Origin of the sequence: Halorubrum sp. Eb13 (assembly GCF_002252895.1) — an archaeon.
Classification (GTDB): Archaea; Halobacteriota; Halobacteria; order Halobacteriales; family Haloferacaceae; genus Halorubrum.
This window is the reverse complement of record NZ_NHPE01000136.1, coordinates 1-18,419: the sequence shown is the minus strand read 5'-3', so window position 1 is coordinate 18,419 and position 18,419 is coordinate 1. Positions and strand designations below refer to the sequence as shown.

Annotated in this window: 19 protein-coding genes; 7 read left to right on the top strand and 12 right to left on the bottom strand. The window is 70.6% G+C overall.

The annotated features are described in order from the left end of the window. Positions 1 to 23: 23 nt before the first annotated feature. From DJ75_RS15200 to DJ75_RS15185, 4 genes are read right to left on the bottom strand one after another with little or no spacing between them, the layout of a single operon-like run. Positions 24 to 1,850: a type II secretion system protein gene (locus tag DJ75_RS15200; RefSeq protein ID WP_094525269.1), complete on the bottom strand. Its 1,827-nt coding sequence runs from the start codon at positions 1,848 to 1,850 to the stop codon at positions 24 to 26. Next, positions 1,847 to 3,772 carry an ATPase, T2SS/T4P/T4SS family gene (locus DJ75_RS15195; RefSeq protein ID WP_094525268.1) on the bottom strand — a complete coding sequence of 642 codons (1,926 nt, stop codon included), beginning with the start codon at positions 3,770 to 3,772 and terminating at the stop codon, positions 1,847 to 1,849. Before DJ75_RS15195 ends, DJ75_RS15200 begins: the two co-directional genes overlap by 4 nt. 33 nt (positions 3,773 to 3,805) lie before the next feature. Beyond that, a complete protein-coding gene (locus DJ75_RS15190) occupies positions 3,806 to 4,318 on the bottom strand; it encodes a hypothetical protein (RefSeq protein ID WP_094525267.1) in 513 nt (170 codons plus the stop codon). A gap of 60 nt (positions 4,319 to 4,378) precedes the next feature. Next, complete coding sequence (locus DJ75_RS15185) at positions 4,379 to 4,951, bottom strand: hypothetical protein (protein ID WP_094525266.1); 573 nt, start codon at positions 4,949 to 4,951, stop codon at positions 4,379 to 4,381. Positions 4,952 to 5,027: 76 nt separating this feature from the next. Here DJ75_RS15185 and DJ75_RS15180 point away from each other — a divergent pair, with 76 nt between their 5' ends. Beyond that, on the top strand, positions 5,028 to 6,107 hold the full coding sequence (locus DJ75_RS15180) for a tubulin/FtsZ family protein (RefSeq protein ID WP_094525265.1): 1,080 nt from the start codon (positions 5,028 to 5,030) through the stop codon (positions 6,105 to 6,107). Positions 6,108 to 6,222: 115 nt separating this feature from the next. Further along, the gene (locus DJ75_RS15175; protein ID WP_094525264.1) at positions 6,223 to 6,921 is read left to right on the top strand and encodes a phosphoglycerol geranylgeranyltransferase; all 699 of its coding nucleotides are present in this window, start codon (positions 6,223 to 6,225) and stop codon (positions 6,919 to 6,921) included. A gap of 32 nt (positions 6,922 to 6,953) precedes the next feature. Here DJ75_RS15175 and DJ75_RS15170 read toward each other — a convergent pair whose 3' ends face one another. Then, the gene (locus tag DJ75_RS15170) at positions 6,954 to 7,574 is read right to left on the bottom strand and encodes a riboflavin synthase (RefSeq protein WP_094525263.1); all 621 of its coding nucleotides are present in this window, start codon (positions 7,572 to 7,574) and stop codon (positions 6,954 to 6,956) included. 163 nt (positions 7,575 to 7,737) lie between these two features. Between DJ75_RS15170 and DJ75_RS15165 the strand changes: the two genes are divergently transcribed. Next, the gene (locus DJ75_RS15165; RefSeq protein ID WP_094525262.1) at positions 7,738 to 8,007 is read left to right on the top strand and encodes a hypothetical protein; all 270 of its coding nucleotides are present in this window, start codon (positions 7,738 to 7,740) and stop codon (positions 8,005 to 8,007) included. Positions 8,008 to 8,020: 13 nt separating this feature from the next. Here DJ75_RS15165 and DJ75_RS15160 read toward each other — a convergent pair whose 3' ends face one another. From DJ75_RS15160 to DJ75_RS15150, 3 genes are all read right to left on the bottom strand, one after another. Beyond that, positions 8,021 to 9,019, bottom strand: coding sequence for a BGTF surface domain-containing protein (locus DJ75_RS15160; RefSeq protein WP_094525261.1), 999 nt, complete (start codon positions 9,017 to 9,019; stop codon positions 8,021 to 8,023). A gap of 72 nt (positions 9,020 to 9,091) precedes the next feature. Beyond that, positions 9,092 to 10,468 (bottom strand): Xaa-Pro peptidase family protein, encoded by a 1,377-nt coding sequence (locus DJ75_RS15155; RefSeq protein WP_094525260.1) that lies wholly within the window; start codon positions 10,466 to 10,468, stop codon positions 9,092 to 9,094. Continuing rightward, entirely contained in the window at positions 10,465 to 12,309 is a 1,845-nt protein-coding gene (locus tag DJ75_RS15150) for a UvrD-helicase domain-containing protein (RefSeq protein ID WP_094525259.1), read from the bottom strand. Before DJ75_RS15150 ends, DJ75_RS15155 begins: the two co-directional genes overlap by 4 nt. Before the next feature lie 192 nt (positions 12,310 to 12,501). Between DJ75_RS15150 and DJ75_RS18400 the strand changes: the two genes are divergently transcribed. Then, positions 12,502 to 12,648 (top strand): DUF2080 family transposase-associated protein, encoded by a 147-nt coding sequence (locus DJ75_RS18400; RefSeq protein ID WP_394338188.1) that lies wholly within the window; start codon positions 12,502 to 12,504, stop codon positions 12,646 to 12,648. A gap of 3 nt (positions 12,649 to 12,651) precedes the next feature. Then, on the top strand, positions 12,652 to 13,881 hold the full coding sequence (locus DJ75_RS15145) for an RNA-guided endonuclease TnpB family protein (protein ID WP_094525258.1): 1,230 nt from the start codon (positions 12,652 to 12,654) through the stop codon (positions 13,879 to 13,881). Positions 13,882 to 13,952: 71 nt separating this feature from the next. Here DJ75_RS15145 and DJ75_RS18760 read toward each other — a convergent pair whose 3' ends face one another. From DJ75_RS18760 to DJ75_RS15135, 3 genes are all read right to left on the bottom strand, one after another. Continuing rightward, entirely contained in the window at positions 13,953 to 14,111 is a 159-nt protein-coding gene (locus DJ75_RS18760) for a hypothetical protein (RefSeq protein ID WP_008002314.1), read from the bottom strand. Positions 14,112 to 14,199: 88 nt separating this feature from the next. Beyond that, a complete protein-coding gene (locus DJ75_RS15140) occupies positions 14,200 to 14,382 on the bottom strand; it encodes an HVO_0416 family zinc finger protein (RefSeq protein WP_092565639.1) in 183 nt (60 codons plus the stop codon). 275 nt (positions 14,383 to 14,657) lie between these two features. Further along, positions 14,658 to 15,200, bottom strand: a complete 543-nt coding sequence (locus DJ75_RS15135; RefSeq protein WP_094525257.1) for a CDP-2,3-bis-(O-geranylgeranyl)-sn-glycerol synthase — start codon at positions 15,198 to 15,200, stop codon at positions 14,658 to 14,660. Between the two features lie 210 nt (positions 15,201 to 15,410). On the opposite strand from DJ75_RS15135, the gene DJ75_RS15130 reads away from it, so the two are divergent. After that, on the top strand, positions 15,411 to 16,250 hold the full coding sequence (locus DJ75_RS15130; protein WP_094525256.1) for a proline dehydrogenase family protein: 840 nt from the start codon (positions 15,411 to 15,413) through the stop codon (positions 16,248 to 16,250). A 107-nt stretch (positions 16,251 to 16,357) separates the two neighbouring features. Further along, positions 16,358 to 17,062: a DUF502 domain-containing protein gene (locus tag DJ75_RS15125; protein ID WP_094525255.1), complete on the top strand. Its 705-nt coding sequence runs from the start codon at positions 16,358 to 16,360 to the stop codon at positions 17,060 to 17,062. Between the two features lie 87 nt (positions 17,063 to 17,149). Here the strand turns inward: DJ75_RS15125 and DJ75_RS15120 are convergent, their stop codons facing one another. Continuing rightward, the gene (locus tag DJ75_RS15120) at positions 17,150 to 18,079 is read right to left on the bottom strand and encodes a branched-chain amino acid transaminase (protein ID WP_094525254.1); all 930 of its coding nucleotides are present in this window, start codon (positions 18,077 to 18,079) and stop codon (positions 17,150 to 17,152) included. Positions 18,080 to 18,419: the final 340 nt, after the last annotated feature.

Sequence of the window (18,419 nt, the reverse complement as noted above, 5' to 3'; positions counted from 1 at the left end):
GACACGCGGCTGCGGTCCGGTCGTTACAGCAGCGCTCCCGCGCCCGCGAACGCGACGAGGTACGTCGCCGTCGCAGTCGGCAGCGCGATCCCCACGCGGTAGGCCACCAGCGTCCGGTCGAAGCCGCGCTCCAGCCCGGTCGCCAGCGCGGTGAGCAGCGCCGCGAGGATCAGCACGTAGGCGCCGACGATCCGGCCGAGTACCGGGACGGAGAGCGCTCCGGTGCCGGAGCCGGCGCCGGATTCCGCGGTCGCCTCGGCCGCGCTCCCGCCGCCGGCACCAGTACCGCCGCCCCCGACACCGAGCGCGTCCGCGCCGGCGGTCGCTCCGGCGCCCAGTCCCCCGGCGTCGACGGCGTCGACCCCCGTGGCGAGCGCGACCGTCGCACCGCCGACGAGCGGCGCGAACACCGCCGCGGTGTTCGTCAGCGTGCCCGTCACGGTCGCGAGCTGACGTCGCGCGTCGGTTTCGAGCGCCCGGAGCTCCTCGAGCTGGTCGGCGAGCTCGAGGAGCACGTCGCCGGCCGGGCGACCCTCCCTGGCGGCGACGGCGAGCAGCGCGACCGCGCCCCGGACCCGCGGCGACGGGACCGGAACCGCGGGGCCGCCCCGGCCGAGGAACGCCTCCCGCACGCCGACTCGGAGGGTCTCGCTTCGGCGCCCGGCGCGCTCGAACAGCTCGCCGGTCGCCCCGTCGAGCCGCTCGCCGGCGTTCGCGATCGCCGTCTCGACCGCGACGCCCTCGGCCACGTCGCCGCCGATGACCGTCATGGCGTCCGGGAGCCCCCGTTCGACGGCCCGGATCTCAGCGAGCGCGGCCCGCCGGCGTCGCACGCCGACGAGGAGCGCCGTCCCCGCCCCGACGCCGACCCCGGCCACGGGTGCGGCCCACCCGGTGACTAGCCGCGCGGCGATCGCGGCCGCGGCGACTCCGGCGGCCGCGCCTGCCGCGGCGGCGTGTTGCGCCCGCTCGGGGACGTCCGGGTGGTCGCCGTCGATCGACGGCGGCGCGAACGCGACCGGTCTGCGCGAGAGCAGCCACGCCGACGCGGCGAACAGTCCGGCGGGGAGCACGACGAGGTAGAGTCCGGCGACGACCCTCGACCCGACCGGAACGCCGGACGCGGCCGCCGCGGGTAGCAGAGCGATCAGGGCCAGCGGGAGGAGCACGCCGAAGGCGTACAGCGCCGAGACGGGGCCGCGGACCTTGCCGACGAACGCCGCGAGCCGGTCGGTCGTCCCGGAGATCGTCGCGTCGAGCGCGCGGTCCAGACACCGTCCCCGCCGCTCTGCCGGCGCTGACGCGGCCGTCCGCACTAACGCGGCGGCGCGGTCGATCGCGGGGAACCACGGTCGCCACTCGCGGGCGAACGCCCGGAGCCCGCTCGTCGGCCCGTCCGCGCTCCCGCGCTCGTGACGCGCCAGCCCGTCCGCGAGCGGTCCGTCCCCGGTGCGGGCGGCGAACCGAACCGCGCGTTCCGCCGACGGGTCCAGTCGCATCCGTAACACGAGACGGCCGACGAGACCGGGGGCCGCACCGAGCGCTCGAGTCCGACGGAGCGCGGCGAGCCCCACCGGTGCTCGATGGACCGCGTGAGTCGCCGCCAACCCTCCGGCGAGCCCAGCGAGCGTACCCGGAACCGGGCCGACGAACGCCGAGAGCGCGACGGCACAGAGGAGGCCGACCCCGAGCCCGACCCGATACCCGAGCTCGACGACTCGTTCGGCCGAGGCCTCCCAGCCGAGGAACGCGACCGCGCGCCGGAGCTCTGCCGACTCGTTCGCGTCGACCCCCTCGCTCGGGGGTGCCGTCGGCGAGCCGTCGGTCGCCTCGTCGACCGCTCCGGTCATTCGATCTCACCGCTCGCGCCGACGGAGTCGACGTACCGCTCCGGCTCCGTCCGACCGGTGGCGACCGCCTCGCGGATCCGCTCGCCCCGTCCCCCGACGGCCGCCCTGATCGACGCGTACGTCTCGTCGGGTCCCGCGAGACGATCGAGGAGTCGGCTCTCGCCGCGGTCGACCCGCCCGGTCGGCGTCAGTCCCTCGTCCGTGCGCTCGAACACCGATTCGAACGCGGCGCCGTCCTCGTGACCGACTACCTCGGCGATCACGTCGACGCGGTGGTCGTCGAGGAGAACGATCAGGTCGGTCGCCGCGAACGACGAGGGCGACACGCCGAGGTCGGAGACCACCCGCTCCCGGACGGCGGCGGGGTCCTCCCCGTGGATCGTCCCGAGCACCGTCTCGCCGGCCGCGCCGACGCGCATCGCCTCGTAGAGGGCCTGCGCCTCCTCGCCGCGGACCTCCCCCACGACGATCGCACCGCCGCCGAGGCGGAGCGCGGTCCGGACCGCGTCGCTCGGCGACGGCTCCGCCCCGTCGCCGACGCAGAGCCGCTGCGCGTCTCGCCCGGCGGTCGCTAGGGCGCTCGTCGGGAGCTCAGGCGTGTCCTCTATCAGTATCGACCGCGACTCCGCGGGAAGATCCCAGAGGAGGGCACCGAGCGCGGTCGTCTTTCCCGCACCCCGCCCGCCGGCCACGAGCCCCGTCACGCCCCGCTCGACGGCGACGGAGAGGAGCCCGGCGGCCGCCGGCGTGAGTGTCCCTGCGTCGACGAGTCGTGCGAGCGTCCACGCGTCGGGATCACCGCGGCGGAACGCGAACGAGAGCCCGTCGCTGGCGGGGTCCGTCGTCGCGGCCACGCGGACCCGGCCGGCGTCCGTCTCCAGGGTCGCGTCGAGCGTGGGGCTCGCCCGAGAGAACCCCCGCCCGCTGGTCCGCCGGAGTCGGGACGCGAGCGTGGCGGCCCCCTCGGGCGGGAGTCGCACGTTCGTCCGGCAGCGCTCGCCGTCGACGACGACGCGGAGCGGGTTCTCGGTCACGGGCGCCGAGAGCGTCGCGTCGCTCACGCGCTCGTCGGCGAACACGTGTTCGAACGCCCCGTACCCGCGCGTGTGCCGCCGGAGCACATCGGTCAGCGTCGAGACGGGATCGCCGTCCTCGGCGGCCGTCCGGACCGCGCGGCCGGGCGCTCGCCCGCCCCCGGTCGGATCGTCGAGCAGCCGTCGCTTGGCGTCGTCGAGCCGCTCGACGGCCCCGTCGTCGAGCTCTCGAACCGGCGGCGTGAGGTGGTACGTCCGGAGCGGTCCCGACCCCTCGTACAGCCGGACGGTCGCGCCGGTGTCGAGATCCCAGCGGTCGGCGAGCGCGGCCCCCGGCGGCGGCGCGGTCGCGATCCGCGCCGCCGCGATTCGGGGCCCGGCGTGTGCCCGAAGCACGTCTCCGACCTCGTCTGCCCCTTCGACGATCGCCGACAGCCCGGTCTCCGCGGCGATCCGGGCCGGCGGTCCCTCGCGTCCGGCGGCCTCCCGAGCGGCGCCGACCGGATCGCGCAGCACGCGGTCGGCGAGCCGCGTCTCGTGGAACCCGACGCGCTCGCGGAACCGGCCCGCGGCGACGAGACACGCGGCGGCCCGCCCGGCGTAGGCCCGCTCGCGCCCGCGATGACGGGTCCTGATCACCTCGGCGTCGCGCTCCGCGAGCGCCTCGATGACGGTCGCCAGACAGTCAGGGCTCTCGGCGAGGTCGCCGCGCCCCGGGCAGTCACCGGCGTCGACCGCCAGCACGACGCGGTCGCCGACGCCCGTTCCGACCGGCTCTCTGAACGTCGGCTCGCACCGGCAGTCGCGATCGGCGTCGCTCCACGGCAGCGATCGCAGCGAGGGCTCGCCGCCGCCGATCCGCGACAGCGAGGGGAGATCGAGGTTCACGGCGGGCGTGCTCCCGGCATCGTATATAAGCGATCACCCTACCCTGGTGACCCGGACGGTCGGTCCGCCGTCGTCGACGAGCCGGAGGGCCAGTCGGCTCTCGCCGCCCGGTCGGAGCGCGATCGCGCCGCCGTCGACCGACACGGTCGCGTCCGTGCCGCCGGGACCGATCGGCGCGGTTCGTTCGGGCCCGCCGTCGATCCGATACCGGAGCGCGACGTCCGGGCCGGGTGACGTCTCCTCGGCGACGTTCGCCTCCGCGCCGACCGTCTCTCCGCTGGCCCCCGTTTCCACGATCGCGACGCGGTCGATCGGCGCCGCTCCGAACCCGCTCGGGACGCGGACGGTGACGGTCGTCCGCGCGGCGAGCGACGGGTCCGCGACGCTCACGGAGCCCGCGACGAGGCCGCCGACGGCCCGCTCGACGCGGTCCGCCTCGGCGTCGATCCGCTCGGCGGTCGTGGTCGCCCGGGCGTCTTCCAGCGCCGGGGTCGCGGCCGCGAGGAGGGCGACGGCGACGAGGACCGTGAGGACGACGCGGATCACGGCTCGCCGGCCTCCGTCTCGACTCGCGCCGCGATCCCGGTTCCCGCTCCCCGGTCCAGCTTACAGGGACTCACGGAGCCGGTCCAGCGCCTCGTCCCGCCACGATCCGTCCGCGTCGTCCGACCGCCTCGCGTCGCCCCGTCCCACCCCGCCGTTCCGATCGGCGGCGTCCGACGGGACGGCGGCGTCGAGGGCGTCCTCGCTCGGCACGGCGTCGGCGGTCGCGCCGCCGCTCTGGAGTCGGGTCTCCGTGCCGGCGTCCTCGCCGCGGCTCGCCCTCGCCAGCGCGAGGTCGGCCCGCCGCTCGACCTCGCGGTTGACCGCTCGAATCGATCCGACGTACCCCCGGATCGCCTGCGTGGCGGCCTCCAGCTCCTCGACGCGCGACTCGAGCTCCTCGACGCGCGACTCCAGCGCCTCGCGCTCCGCGGCCGCGGCGGCGCCGTCGCCGAGGTCCGCGACGGCCGCGTCGGACCCGGTCAGGGCTCGCTCGACCGCGCTGAGTCGCTCTCCGAGCCGGTCTCCGCTGCTTCCGTCGCTCGGTCCGCCGGCGCCAGCGGTCTCGTCGCCCTCGGCGGTCGGCCTCTCTCCGCGGCCCGACGTCCGACTTCTCTCGTCGGTGGCGTTCGACATGCTCGCGACTGGCCTCGATTTCGCATTTAAATCTCGGGGGGAAAGCGTAATACTCCGGATCGGTTACCGTTCGATCATGAAGGCAGTCCTCCTCGGCGTCGGGCAGGCGGGCGGGAAGCTCACGACCGCCCTCGCGCAGTTCGACGCCGACGCCGGCTACGGCGCGGTGCTCGACGCGCTCGCGGTCAACACGGCCGCGACGGACCTCGACCCGCTCCCGCTCGACACGGTCCTCGTCGGGCAGCCGCGGGTGAACGGCCACGGCGTCGGCGGCGACAACGAGCTCGGCGCCGAGGTGATGGACGAGGACGCGGTCGAGGTGCTCGACGCGCTCGCGTCGAAGGTGACCGCGGAGGCCGAGGCGCTGTTCGTGGTCGCCGGGCTCGGCGGCGGCACCGGCTCCGGCGGCGCGCCGGTGCTCGTCCGGGAGCTGAGCCGGGTGTACGACGTGCCGGTGTACGCGGTCGGGATCCTCCCCGGTCGCGACGAGGGGGCTATGTACCAAGTGAACGCGGGCCGGTCGCTCAAGACGCTGGTCCGGGAGGCGGACGCGACGATCCTACTCGACAACGACGCGTGGCGCTCCTCGGGAGAGTCGATGGAGGGCGGTTTCGCGGCGATCAACGAGTCGATGGCGAGACGCGTCGGCCTCCTCCTGGCCGCCGGCGAGTCGGTCGAGGGCGTCGCCGAGTCGGTCGTCGACACCAGCGAGGTAATAAACACGCTGCGGGCCGGGGGGATGGCGGCGGTCGGGTTCGCCTCGGCGCCGGCGGCCGAGGACCCCGAGGAGAACGTCACGACCGTGATGAGCACCGTCAGGAGCGCGGTGATGACCGGGATGTCGCTCCCGAACGCGACCGAGGCCGACGCCGCCCTCGTCGCCGTCGCCGGCGACCCCGACCGCATCTCCCGGAAGGGCGCGGAGAAGGCCCGCAAGTGGCTGCAGGAGGAGACCGGCTCGATGCAGGTGCGGGGCGGCGACTTCCCGCTCGACTCCGACCGGATCGCGGCGCTCGTGCTGCTCGGCGGCGTCGAGCGCTCCCGCCGGGTCGAGGCGTTCCTCGAGCGCGCCCGACAGGCGGTCCGCGACGAGCCGGAGGCGGAGCCGGACCCCGCGGCGGCGTTCGACAACGACGAGCTCGACGACCTCCTCTGAGCGGCGCGTCGGCCGCGTCGGTGCGCCGGACGGAACGACGAGCGGGGCCGCCCGTCCGGGGAGCGGCGGGGCAGGTTCCGCACCTTTTTGTTGCCGCCCGGTGGAGTCGTTTCCGATGAGTAACCCGTGGGACGACTGGGACCACGTGCTGAAGGTCGATCCCGACAAGCAGCTGCGGGACGGCGAGACCTTCGAGGACGTCTGCCGCACCGGCACCGACGCGATCGAGATCGGCGGGACCCTCGACATCACCGCGGAGAAGATGACGCGCGTCGTCGACGCCGCGGCCGAGTACGACGTCCCGCTGTATCAGGAGCCGTCGAACCCGGGCGTCGTCGTCGATTCGCCGGCGCTCGACGGCTACCTGATCCCGACCGTGTTCAACGCCGGCGGGCCCTTCTGGATCACCGGCGCCCACAAGGAGTGGGTCCGGATCGACGAGCTCGACTGGGACCGGACGCACACCGAGGCGTACATCGTCCTCAACCCGGACGCCGCGGTCGCCGAGCTGACGAACGCGAACTGCGACCTCGCGGCCGACGACGTGGGGGCGTACGCGAAGGTCGCCGAGCGGATGTTCGGCCAGGAGATCGTCTACGTCGAGTACTCGGGCACCTTCGGCGACACGGAGAAGGTCTCGGCCGCGCACGACGCGCTCGACGACGCCACGCTCTTTTACGGCGGCGGGATCGGCGACTACGAGTCCGCGAACGAGATGGCCGCCCACAGCGACGTGATCGTCGTCGGCGACCTGCTCCACGACGAGGGCGTCGACGCCGTCCGCGAGACGGTGAAGGGCGCGAAGGACGCCTGAAGCGACCGGTATCGTCTCGCCCCGGACGCCGGCTACCCCGCGTACCCGTCGACCATGTTCTCGACGTACTTCGCGATCACGTCGACCTCCAGGTGGACCGGGTCGCCGACCGACTTCTCCGAGAGCGTCGTGAGCTCGTAGGTCGTCGGGATGATCGCGACGTCGAACTCGCCGTCGCGCTTCTCGGCGACCGTCAGCGAGATGCCGTCGAGCGTCACCGACCCCTTGTCGACGAGGTAGTCCGCGTGGCCCTCGGGGATCGCGAACGCGAACCGCCAGTCCTCGCCGACGCGCTCGATCCCCGTCACCTCGGCGACGGTGTCGACGTGGCCCTGCACGACGTGGCCGTCGAACCGGCCGTCGGCGGGCATCGCGCGTTCGACGTTGACCGCGTCGCCCTCGCCGACGTCGCCGAGGTACGTCTTCGCGACCGTCTCGCTCGCGAGAAACACCTCGAACCAGTCGCCGCCGGCGTCCGACCCCTCGTCGCGGACCGCGTACTCCTCGACCGTGAGACAGACGCCGCTGACGCTTATCGACTGGCCGTGGTGGAGGTCGTCGAACCCGTCGACGCCGATCCGAAGTCGGAGCCCGTCCGCGGTCTCGGTCCGGTCGCGGACCGTGCCGGTGTCCTCGACGATGCCGGTGAACATACCCGATCTGGGCGCGCGCGACACATATCGGTTCGGTGTTCGGGGCGGCTCGCGCTCCGGGACGGCCGGCGGTTCGACGCGATCGGGCGCCGTGCCGCCGTCGGCGGCGCCCGAGCGACCGCCGCCGCGTCGCTTTTGAACGCCGGGCGCGAATCGGGGGTCAATGAACCTCGGGCTGATGGATATGATCGGGCTGGCGGCGTCGCTCGTCTTCGCGCTGCCGCTCGCGAACTACGCCGTCATCCGGCTGGCCGCCGGCGAGATCGCGCTCGGCGCCGGACTGCTCGTCGTCGCCGTCGCGATGGTCGTGCTCCCGCAGTACTTCCTCGACCCGGCCCGGATCCTCCGCGGGCTGGTCTCGGGACTGCTCCCTCGACAGCTCCGGGGGGAAGACGACGCCGCCGGCTCCGAGGGCGATTCGATCGAGAAGTAGCTCGGTCCGGCTTTCACTCCCGCCGCCGGGCCGCGAGCGTGACGGCGAGAACCGCGAGCCCGCCGGCGACGACTCCGAACCCGGGCGTCTCGAGGTCGAGGCCGCCGCTCCCCTCGACGCCGACCTCCTCGTCGACGATGAGCACCTCGCGGGAGTCCGACTCGTTGACCGCCTCGTTCCCGCGGACGGTCAGCGTCGCGCGGTCGCCGTGGCTCGTCCGGCTCAGGTCGAACGTCGCGCTCGCCGTGCCGTTCTCGACGGACGCCTCCTCCGTCATGAGGAAGGCCGGGCTCGCGTCTCCGGCCGAGCGGATCCGGAGGTTCACGGTCTCGCCGTCGTCGACCGCCACCGGCACGCTCACCTCGCTCTCCGCCGGAGCGACGACGATGTCGGCCGCTTCGACGTCCGCCTCGGTGACCGTGGCAGGCTCGGCCGATCCGCCATCGCTTCCGTCTGCGTCGTCTCCGTCGCTCCCGTCGTTTTCGCCCTCCCCGCCCGTTGCGTCTTCGACGACGAGGGTACCGACGTCGACGGTGTCGCCGCCGACGAGCACCTCCGCGTCGTAGCTACCGGGAGCGATCTCCTCGCTGAGGGAGGTCTCGTAGTCGGTCTCGACTTCGGCGCCGCCGTCGGCCGTCAGCGTGGCGCCGCCCCCGCCGGTTCGGGCGTGGTCGAAGACGAGGGTCGTGACGCCGTCGCCGTCCGGCGTCACGGTGGCGCGGAGCTCGTACCCGGCCTCCTCTTCGCCGCCGACAACGACCTCGAACGCGTCGACGCCGTCGGTTTCGACGGGAATCTCGGCGGTTCCGTCCTCGCCCACGGTGACGACGTCCGCGTCGAGGTCGGCGGTTCCGTCGGCGGCGACGGCTCCGGTCCCGGCGACGACGACGCCGACGAGCGCGAACGCGGCGACCAGAAGCGTCACCGCGGTCGGGAGTCTCTTCCTCGCGATACGCCGCACCGACTCGGAGCCGGCGGTCTCGCCGGTTCTGATGGAGGATTCGGATCGCATACGTCTCGGCGTTCGACCGGCGGCCGAAAAGGGGCGCCGATAGCTCAAACAGCGGTCGTAGCTATCCGCCGCTCACCCGCGCTGCTCCGGCACGATCCCGAACGGGTACTCCGCCAGGATCTCGTACCCGTCGTCGGTGACGACTACGAGGTCCTCCAGCCTGACGCCGCCGACGTCCGGCTCGTAGACGCCGGGCTCGACCGTCACGACGTGGCCCGGCCGCAGCTCGCCGGCGCCGGTCAGCGACGGCGATTCGTGGAGGCTCACGCCAACGCCGTGGCCCGTGCCGTGCGTGAACCCCGTCTCCCCCTCGCCGGCGTTCGGGTCGAAGCCGTAGGCGGCCAGCTCGGCGGCCGCCTCGCCGTGGACGGTCTTCGCCGGGACGCCCGGCTCGACCTCCGCGAGCGCGGTCTCGCGCGCCGACTCGACCGCGACGTACGCGCGGCGCTCCCAGCCGCCGTCCCCGTCGACGACGAACGTCCGGGTCATGTCGCCGTAGTAGCCGTCGGGCCCCCGCGGCGAGATATCGAGGAGGACAGTCTCGCCCGGTCGGACGGGCTCGTCGCCGACGTAGTGGAGGTCCGCGGCCGACGGGCCGGCGCCGATCACGGTGTTGCCCGCGTCCCAGACGCCCCGCGCGGCGAGGGCCGCGTTCACCTCTCGGCGGAGCCGCTCGGTCGTCAGGGGGGCGCCCTCCCAGCGGAGGACCGGTCTCCCCGCCTCGTCCTCGCCGGCCTCGCTGTCCGCCAGCACGGTCTCGGCACGCGCCATTCCCGCGGCCGTCGCGCGCTGGGCGCGGCGGAGGCGGTCCAGCTCGGCGTCGGTCTTCCGCGCCCGCGCCGCCGTCACCGCGTCGGTCGACGAAAGCTCGTTGCCGGCGCGTTCGAGGTAGACGGCGGCGTCGTGAGGGACAGACGACGGGACGAGGAGGGTGTGGTCGGTGTCCGATCCGTCGACCAACTCGGCGACCGCCGCGGCCGCGCGCTCCCCGGCGTGGTCGCCGACGTTCTCGGTCCGCACCTCGCGGGCGACGCCGTCGTGGGCATTGGTCTCGTCGCCGGGGTCCTCGCCGTCGCCGGGATCGTCGTCCTCGCCGTCGCCCCGAGCCCTCGCGCCGGCGACGAACTCGCGCCGGGCCTGCTCGTCGAACAGGGCGGGGGCACAGCAGACGGCGCGGCCGACGTCGGCCCCGTTTTCCCGGTCGTCGCCGCTCGCGCCGTCCGGGATCACGACCAGCGCGTACGGCCGATCCGGTCCCGAAAATCGGGTGAGGTACCGGAGGTCGTCGTCGAAGCGGTCGCCGACCGCGACGAACGCGTCGGCACCGGCGGCCTCGACCGCCTCGACGACCGGAGCGAGATCGGTGCGGAGGGGTCGGAGCGCGTGAGTGGTTCCGGCGGACGCGTCGTCGCTTTCCGCGTCGTCGCCCTCGTCTCCCCCGTCGCTCACGGCTCCGGTTCGGGGACCGCCAGCTCGGCCTGGACCTCCTCGATGAGCTCTTCGGGGGTCTCGTCGCGGAGCTCGTTGAACAGGAGGACGCTGATCGGAAGCGTCGGCGCCCCGCTTATCAGGCTCTCCATGATGACGAGCCGTTCGCGGGCGCGGGACATCCCGACGTAGAACACCCGACGTTCGTTGTCGGTGAGGACGGGGACGGGGCTCGTCGCCTTCGTGAACTCGTCGACGCCCTCGACGTCGGTCGGGTCGTCGATGGAGGCCGCCATCTGCTCGACGACCTTCTCGGTGAGGTCGGTCGCGACGAACACGTGGTCGGCCTCGCGGCCCTTCGCGGAGTGGATGGTGCCGACGCGGACGCGGGTCGGGTCCATTCCCCCGTAGTCGCCGTCGAAGTACGCGCCCATCGACTTCCGCTGGAAGCTCGTCACCTTCCGGACCATGTCGTCGGCGCTCGCGGTGTCCGGCATGAACGGGATGTGCTCGTCGAGCTCCTCGGACGTCACCTCGATCAGCGAGACGTCGTCGGCGTCGGCGGCCTCCTCGCGGTCGTCGAGGAAGTCGTAGAACTCGTCGCGGTCGTGGGTCCCGAACGCGGAGTCCTGGAGCATGTCGGCGAGTCGCCGGGCCTCCAGCCCGTTGACGGGGTCGCCCGCCTCGGACTTCTCGATGGCGCTGACGTAGTCCTGCACGCGGTCGGTCCACATCCGCCCGTCGGTGAGCATCGTGAACGGGATCCCGTGGTCGATGAACTCGTCGATGAAGTCGAACATCTGGTACCGGGCGCGGAACAGGCACATCACGTCGCCCTCGTCGTCCTCGACCGTGTACCGGACGTTCCGGACGAGTTCGATCATCGACGGCGACTGGATCGCCTCGACGGTGCCGCCCTCCTTGCGGGGGTGGAGGTCCTTCTCCTGGCGCTTGTCGATGTGGCGGATCTCCGCGTTGACGACGTTGAGGATCTCGGAGGGGAGCCGGTAGGAGTTCGGGAGGACGACGTCCTCGTCGACGTCGGTGTCGAGGAGGAGGTCGGGGTCGGCGCCCTGCCACGCGTAGACGACTTGGTCGTCGTCGCCGGCGATGAGCACCTTCTTCATGTGCGGCCGCCACTCCTGGAAGACGTTGTACTGCAGCGTCGTGATGTCTTGGAACTCGTCGATGATCAGGTAGTCGACGCTGGGGACGAGCGACCGCTGCGCGACCCGTTCGAGCATGTCCGCGAAGCCGACGAGGTCGTTGTCGCCCTTGTAGGTCCGCCACGCGCGGATCGTCTCGGGGATGTCGATCCGGTCGTCGTCGGAGGGCCACGTCGGCGTGTACTTGTTCCCCTGCTGGGCGTTGGGGTCCTCCTCGGGCGGGAGCCGGACCTCCTCGACGTTCCACTGGAATGGCACGTCGTACCAGTCGGCGACGTCGCGCTCGGTGCGCTGGAGCCACTGCGAGGTGGCGATGATCTTGTTCCCGATCGTCGTCGACCGGGCGGTCCGGCGGCCGGCGCCGCCGTGCTGGTCCTCGAACTCGATGCCGTACTCCTCGCAGAACGCCTCCTTGTCGTCCTCGCCGACGACGTCGCCGCGGGAGAGGTCCAACAGCTCGTACGCCTTCGCGTGCATGGTGCTGACGTTCCCCTGGAGGCTGCGCGGGGAGACGTCGAGCCGCTCCGCGAGGCGCTCGCGGATCTCGGCGGCGGCCGCGCGCGTGTACGAGACGACGAGCACGTCGCGGACGTCGGCGTCGCCGTCCTCGAGGATCCCCTCGACGCGATCCAGTAGCGCCGTGGTCTTCCCGCTGCCCGGACCGCCGAACAGTCGCGTCACCGTGGGCTCGGTCATTGTGTATCCCTGATCCCGGTTCTCCTTAACCCTTTTTCAAGCGCTAAGTCCTCTTCCTCAAAGAGAACGCAGGGAGAAGCCTGAGTAGCGCAGTGGAAGGATACAGCGCCGTCGTTGTTTCTAAATACTCTACAACGACCGATCCACAGCCCCCCGTCATCTTCATGTATATATAATATATATACATTGGTGATGGATAGATTTGAAATCGAAGGCGAGGAAGTGCTTGACGGCACTGCAAAACCGTCTGGTAATAGTGCCCACGTCATCGTTCCCAAACGCTGGCGTGGGGCCGACGTGAAGGTCGTCCGCGTCTCTGACCCCGACTCAGACCAGTAGGCCATGCAGTACAACTACAAGTATCGACTCGACCCGTCAGAAGCCCTCCACCAGGAACTCTGCTACCATGTCGATACCTGTAGGCAACTGTACAACCATGTCCTCTACCTGCTCAACGACGCAGACGACATTCCTGCACGCTACGAGGTGCAGGGACGACTCCCCGATCTCAAATCGTGGTGGGACGACCTCGAAGACGTTCACTCGAAAGTGTTGCAGATGGTCGTCAAGCGTGTCTACGACAACCTCTCCACGCTCAAAACACAGAAAGAGAACGGACGCGCTGTGGGGATGCTCAAGTGGAAACCTCCCCGGGAGTATCGGTCGCTTACCTACAACCAGTCCGGCTTCGAACTCAAGAATACGAGTGGTCGGTCCGTGCTGTGGTTGAGCAAAATCGGCGAGATTCCAATTCGCCTCCATCGAGACATCCCTGAGAACGCGACCATCAAACAGGTCATCATCAAACGGGAGCCAACGGGGGAGTGGTACGCTACGTTCGGTATCGACGTGGACGAAGACTCCCCCAACAAACCGGAGACGCCCGCGAAGGTCGTCGGTATCGATGTGGGGATTATCAAGTACGCCCACGACACCGATGGGTACGCCATCGAGAGTCCTGACTTCAGCGAGGAGCGCAACCGACTCGAACGCGCCCAACGCGACCTCTCCCGAAAGGAATACGGCTCGAACAACTGGGAGAAACAGCGAAAGGTCGTAGCCGGACGCCACGCTGACCTGAAGCGGAAGCGACGAGACTTCCTCCACAAGTTGTCGAACTACTACGCCACCGAGTACGATTTGGTGGCGGTCGAGGACTTGGACGCAAAGGGACTGCTTGAACTTCCCGGCAACTCTCGCAATCGAGCGGCAGCTGCGTGGGGGACATTCCCACGGATGCTCGAGTACAAGTGCGAGCGCGAGGAAACGCATTTCGTTGCGGTTGACCCGAAAAACACAACAAAAATATGCGCGTCCTGCGGTGTCAAGACAGACAAACCGCTGTGGGTTCGTGAACAATCGTGTCCCGCGTGTGGGTTCGAGGCGGATAGGGACGCGAATGCGGCGTGGAACATCCTTTCTCGTGGTCTCGAAGATTTAGGAGTGGGACACTCCGAAGTAACGCCTGTTGAGACTGCGCTCCCTGTGGATACACCCGTATCTGCAAAGCGCGTCGTGGAAACAGGAAGCCCAACCCTCAAGCAGCGACCGGCGTTAGCCGTGAGCGAGTAGGGTGGGGTAGTTCACACGCCGTGGCTCGGCGTCGCTCCCGTCGAAACGCTACGATCCCGTCGACTGATAGGTCAGTTGCTTCGCGTCGCGCGCGCTTCCCGAACGTCGGCGCCGTCGCGGACGAGGTCCTCGCAGGCCGGGCAGACGCGGGGACGGTCGACCTCGTTCGGGGTGAACACCCGAACGTAATCGGTCGTGACGAACGAACCGCAGTTCTGGCAGGTCGGCATGGTCGTCACTATCGATTGATGACACATAATACTGCCGCCGAGTGCAACCGAAAGAAAACCGCTCACCGCCCGTGCGCCGTCGTCGGCGTCAGGTCGGGCGCCAGTCGCAGACGTCACACCGCGCCGTTCCCTCGGGGTGGAGCGCACCACACTCCGGACACTGAAGCTTGTTATAGGATCGCTCCCAGCGTACGATCTCGGTCTCGTGGCCGCGATCGGACAGGAACTCGTCGAGCACGTCGTCGTCCGAACTGGGTGCACTACTAGACATGCATGCTAGTCAATGGCACGCGAGTATATATATTTTCTCGTGGTTCTCACTGAACCGTCATATCGACCACGAACGATCGGTTATCTCGTCCGAAGGTGTTCGTGTCCCTACATCAGCGCGTCGCGCCGCGGCTCGTGTGAACTATTCTCACCTCTCGCATTCTCACCTCTCGCTCTCCGAACGGCGCGCGCCGGTGACGGGTGCGGTCGTTCGCAGTCGGGGGCGAGGGTGCGGTCGTTCGCAGTCGGGCGGTCCCGACGGTCCGGCCGCCCCGCCTACCAGGGCTCGTTCTTCAGCCCGAGGAGGTAGGCGCCGACGTTCGTGACCACGTGGAGGACGGGCGTCATCACGAGGACGGCCGCCAGGACCCCGGGCGTGAACGTCGCCAGCGCCCAGTCGGTGTCGACGACGAAGACGGCCAGCAGCGCCCCGGCGACGAAGTCGAGCTGGTCCAGCCCGGGGAACGCCGCGCCGCGTTCGCGCCCCGAGCGTCGCTTGAGAAAGGAGGCGCCGATGTCGCCGCACATCGCGCCGAACGCGAGCGCGACCGCCGCGGGGAGCGCGAACGTCGGGAGCTCGACCCCGAGGGCGGCGCTCGCGGGGTCGTTGAGCGCGTTGAGCGCCAGCGCGAGGACGACCCCCACGAGGGTGCCGACCGCCGTGCCGCGCCACGTCTTCCCGTCGCCGAGCAGGCGCGCCCCGCGCCACTCCCGACCGCCGTCGATGGGACGGCCGCCGCCGGCGAGCACCGCGGCGTTGTTGGGCACGTACGCGGGCACCATCGCCCAGAACGCCGTCGCGACGAGCGAACCGATCATACTCGGTCCACTCCTGTCGTCGATTTATAAACCACGATCCGTCTCGCCCGGCGGTCCTCGCGGGCGATCTCTCGGGCGGTTACGCGGGCGATCTCTCGAGCGGTTACGCGGGCGAACTCGTGTGCGGTCGCGCGGCCACGACACCGGTCGACGGTCACCGAGACCGCCCGTTTCGACAACAGTGAAGTCGTCGCCGCCCTCATAGCCGGTATGATCCCTCCGATCGCGCGCCGCTTCGTCGCCGGCGAGAGCGTCCCGGAAGTCCTCGACCACGTCCGGGCGTGTAACGAGGACGGCGTCGCCGTCGTCGTCAACCTGCTCGGCGAGCACTACGACGACCCCGCCGACGCCCGCGCCGACGTCGACGCCTACCTCGGACTGATCGACGACATCGCCGACAGCGGCCTCGACGCCCGCGTCTCGGTGAAGCCCTCCCAGATCGGGCTCGAGGTCTCCGCCGATCTGTTCGAGGAGCACTACCGCGAGATCGTCGCTCGCGCCCACGAGCTCGACGCCTTCGTCTGGTGCGACATGGAGGACGCCGACACCACCGACGCCACCCTCGACGCCTTCGAATCGATCGCCGCCGACTACCCGTGGAGCGTCGGCCAGTGCGTCCAGTCCAACCTCAGGCGCACCCGGGAGGACCTCGACCGCCTCGTCGACGTCCCGGGCGAGATCCGGCTCGTGAAGGGGGCGTACGACGAGCCGGCGTCGGTCGCGTACACGGAGAAGTCGCGGGTCGACGAGGCGTACCGCGAGGACCTCCGCTTCCTCTTCGAGCGCCGGGACCGGGGCGTCGCCGTCGGCAGCCACGACCCCGCGATGATCTCGCTGGCCGACCGGCTCGCACGCGACCACGGCACCGACTACGAGGTGCAGATGCTGATGGGGGTCCGGGAGGACGCCCAGCGCGACCTCGCCGCGCAGGGCGTCGACGTGGTCCAGTACGCGCCGTACGGCGACAAGTGGCTCTCCTACTTCTACCGGCGCGTCCGCGAGCGCCGGGAGAACCTGACGTTCGCGCTGCGCGCCGTCGCGGGTCGGTGAGTCCGTCGTCCGACGCATTCGCGGCCGACGTGCTCGTCGACCCCCCGCTCGCCGAGCGGTCCGGTAGAAGCCCTCTTAAGGGTCGACGCCGCATACCAACGCGATAGATGTCCACGTGGAAACGCGACTTCGCCAGCGGGCTCATCGTGTTGGCGCCCCTCCTAGTCCTCCTCCTCGTCATTCAGTGGATCTACCGCTACATCGCCTCGATCCCACTCATCGAGGGACTCCAGCCCGCGATCATCCCCGGCCCGCTGGAGCCGATCTCCCGTGTGATCATCGCGCTCGCGGTGTTCGCGACCGTCGTCCTCGCGGTCGGCTACTTCATGCGGACGACGTTCGGACGGATCGCGGAGTCCGCCGTCGACGGCGCCATCAACCGGATCCCGGCGCTACGCGTCGTCTACAACGCCTCCAAGCTCGCGATCGAGACGGCCGTCTCCGGGACGGACGAGCTCCAGAGCCCGGTGTACATCGAGACGTGGCCGGGGATCCGCATGACGGCGTTCCGGACCGGCAAGAAGACTCGCGACGGGAAGATCGTCTTGTTCATGCCGACGGCGCCGAACATCACCACCGGCTTCGTCATCGAGGTCGAGCCCGAGCGCATCGAGGAGACCGGCGAGACCGTCGAGGAGGGGATGACCCGCGTCCTCTCGGCCGGCTTCGCCGAGTCCGCGCATCAAGTCCCCGTTCATGAGGAGGCGCCTCCCGACGACGGCCCCGGTCGCCCGGGCGGCGTCGGCGGCGTCCGCACCGACGGCACACCCGGAGAGTCGGAGCGCCCCTCGACGGACGGCGGCAACGACTGAGCGCGCCGGAAGTCGCGTGAGAGAAGGGTACACGGCGCGCGGCGCGAGGCAACCCGACGCACCGCGGAGCGTCCGAGACCGCGTCGCCTACAGGTACGTGAACCAGTCGTCGTGGTCGTCGGTCCGCCGCTCGACGAGGTCGAAGAACGCCTGCTGCAGCTCCTCGGTGACCGGGCCGCGGGTGCCCGCGCCGATCTCGGTGTCGTCGACGGAGCGGATCGGGGTGACCTCGGCGGCGGAGCCGGTGAAGAACAGCTCGTCGGCGGTGTACAGCTGGCCGCGGGAGATGACGGCCTCGTCGTGGACCTCGTAGCCGCGTTCCTCCGCCAGTTCGATGACGGTGTCGCGGGTAATCCCCTCGAGGATGGACTGCGCCGGCCCGGTGGTGTAGATCTCGCCGTCGTTCACCATGAACACGTTCTCGCCCGGCCCCTCGGCGACGTTCCCCTCCTTGTTCAGGACGATGGCCTCGACGTAGCCGTTCCGGCGGGCCTCCTCGCCCGCGAGCATGGAGTTGACGTAGAGGCCGGTGGTCTTCACGTTCGTCGGCACCTGCGAGGAGGCGTGCTTCCGCCACGAGGAGACCATCACGTCGACGCCCTCCTCGAGGGCCTCCTCGCCGAGGTACGCGCCCCACGGCCACGCCGCGAGCACGAGGTCGGTCGGGCAGTCCTTCGGCGAGACGCCGAGGGAGTCGTAGCCGTAGTAGGCGATCGGGCGGATGTACGCGGAGTCGAGGTCCTGCCGGTCGAGGAGTTCGAGGGTCGCGTCGGTGATCTCCTCGCGGGAGTGCTCGACCTCCATGTCGTACATCTTCGCGGAGTCGAACAGCCGGTCGAGGTGCTCCTCCCACCGGAACACCGCCGGTCCGCGCTCGGTGTCGTAACAGCGGACGCCCTCGAACACGCCGCTCCCGTAGTGGAGCGCGTGGGTCAGAACGTGGGTCGTCGCGTCCTCCCAGTCGAGGAACTCCCCGTTCTTCCAGATCGTGTCGACGTCCATCTCGTCGAATCCCATAATCTGTGGTTGCGGCCGTCGGTCTTAAATCTGCGACATGCGGAGGACGCGACGACGACGGCCGAACTACCGCCGGAGTCCTCGCTGCTCGGTTATCCGCAGTCGCTGACGGATCGTCGGCGAATCACTCCAAAGCCCCAGCCGGTCGGGTATAAACGGTTGATACCGGGTCGGCGGTGAATCACTCCAAAGCCCCAGCCGGGAGGCGGGCGCACGCTCGCTGCGCTCCTCAGTCGCTCGTTTCACTCGCTCCCTACGGTGCTTCCGTCGCCTGCGCCCGCCTCCCGGCTGCCCCTTTGCGTCCACCCGACCGCAACCGCACCGCACCTCACGCCTCCCC

Coding starts and splice junctions, on each gene's coding strand:
- DJ75_RS15135 (WP_094525257.1), bottom strand. CDS start 15,200: ATGATCGGTTCGCTCGTCGCGACGGCGTTCTGGGCGATGGTGCCCGCG.
- DJ75_RS15165 (WP_094525262.1), top strand. CDS start 7,738: ATGAACCTCGGGCTGATGGATATGATCGGGCTGGCGGCGTCGCTCGTC.
- DJ75_RS15180 (WP_094525265.1), top strand. CDS start 5,028: ATGAAGGCAGTCCTCCTCGGCGTCGGGCAGGCGGGCGGGAAGCTCACG.
- DJ75_RS18760 (WP_008002314.1), bottom strand. CDS start 14,111: ATGCCGACCTGCCAGAACTGCGGTTCGTTCGTCACGACCGATTACGTT.
- DJ75_RS15140 (WP_092565639.1), bottom strand. CDS start 14,382: ATGTCTAGTAGTGCACCCAGTTCGGACGACGACGTGCTCGACGAGTTC.
- DJ75_RS15150 (WP_094525259.1), bottom strand. CDS start 12,309: ATGACCGAGCCCACGGTGACGCGACTGTTCGGCGGTCCGGGCAGCGGG.
- DJ75_RS15170 (WP_094525263.1), bottom strand. CDS start 7,574: ATGTTCACCGGCATCGTCGAGGACACCGGCACGGTCCGCGACCGGACC.
- DJ75_RS18400 (WP_394338188.1), top strand. CDS start 12,502: ATGGATAGATTTGAAATCGAAGGCGAGGAAGTGCTTGACGGCACTGCA.
- DJ75_RS15200 (WP_094525269.1), bottom strand. CDS start 1,850: ATGACCGGAGCGGTCGACGAGGCGACCGACGGCTCGCCGACGGCACCC.
- DJ75_RS15175 (WP_094525264.1), top strand. CDS start 6,223: ATGAGTAACCCGTGGGACGACTGGGACCACGTGCTGAAGGTCGATCCC.
- DJ75_RS15130 (WP_094525256.1), top strand. CDS start 15,411: ATGATCCCTCCGATCGCGCGCCGCTTCGTCGCCGGCGAGAGCGTCCCG.
- DJ75_RS15125 (WP_094525255.1), top strand. CDS start 16,358: ATGTCCACGTGGAAACGCGACTTCGCCAGCGGGCTCATCGTGTTGGCG.
- DJ75_RS15185 (WP_094525266.1), bottom strand. CDS start 4,951: ATGTCGAACGCCACCGACGAGAGAAGTCGGACGTCGGGCCGCGGAGAG.
- DJ75_RS15120 (WP_094525254.1), bottom strand. CDS start 18,079: ATGGGATTCGACGAGATGGACGTCGACACGATCTGGAAGAACGGGGAG.
- DJ75_RS15160 (WP_094525261.1), bottom strand. CDS start 9,019: ATGCGATCCGAATCCTCCATCAGAACCGGCGAGACCGCCGGCTCCGAG.
- DJ75_RS15145 (WP_094525258.1), top strand. CDS start 12,652: ATGCAGTACAACTACAAGTATCGACTCGACCCGTCAGAAGCCCTCCAC.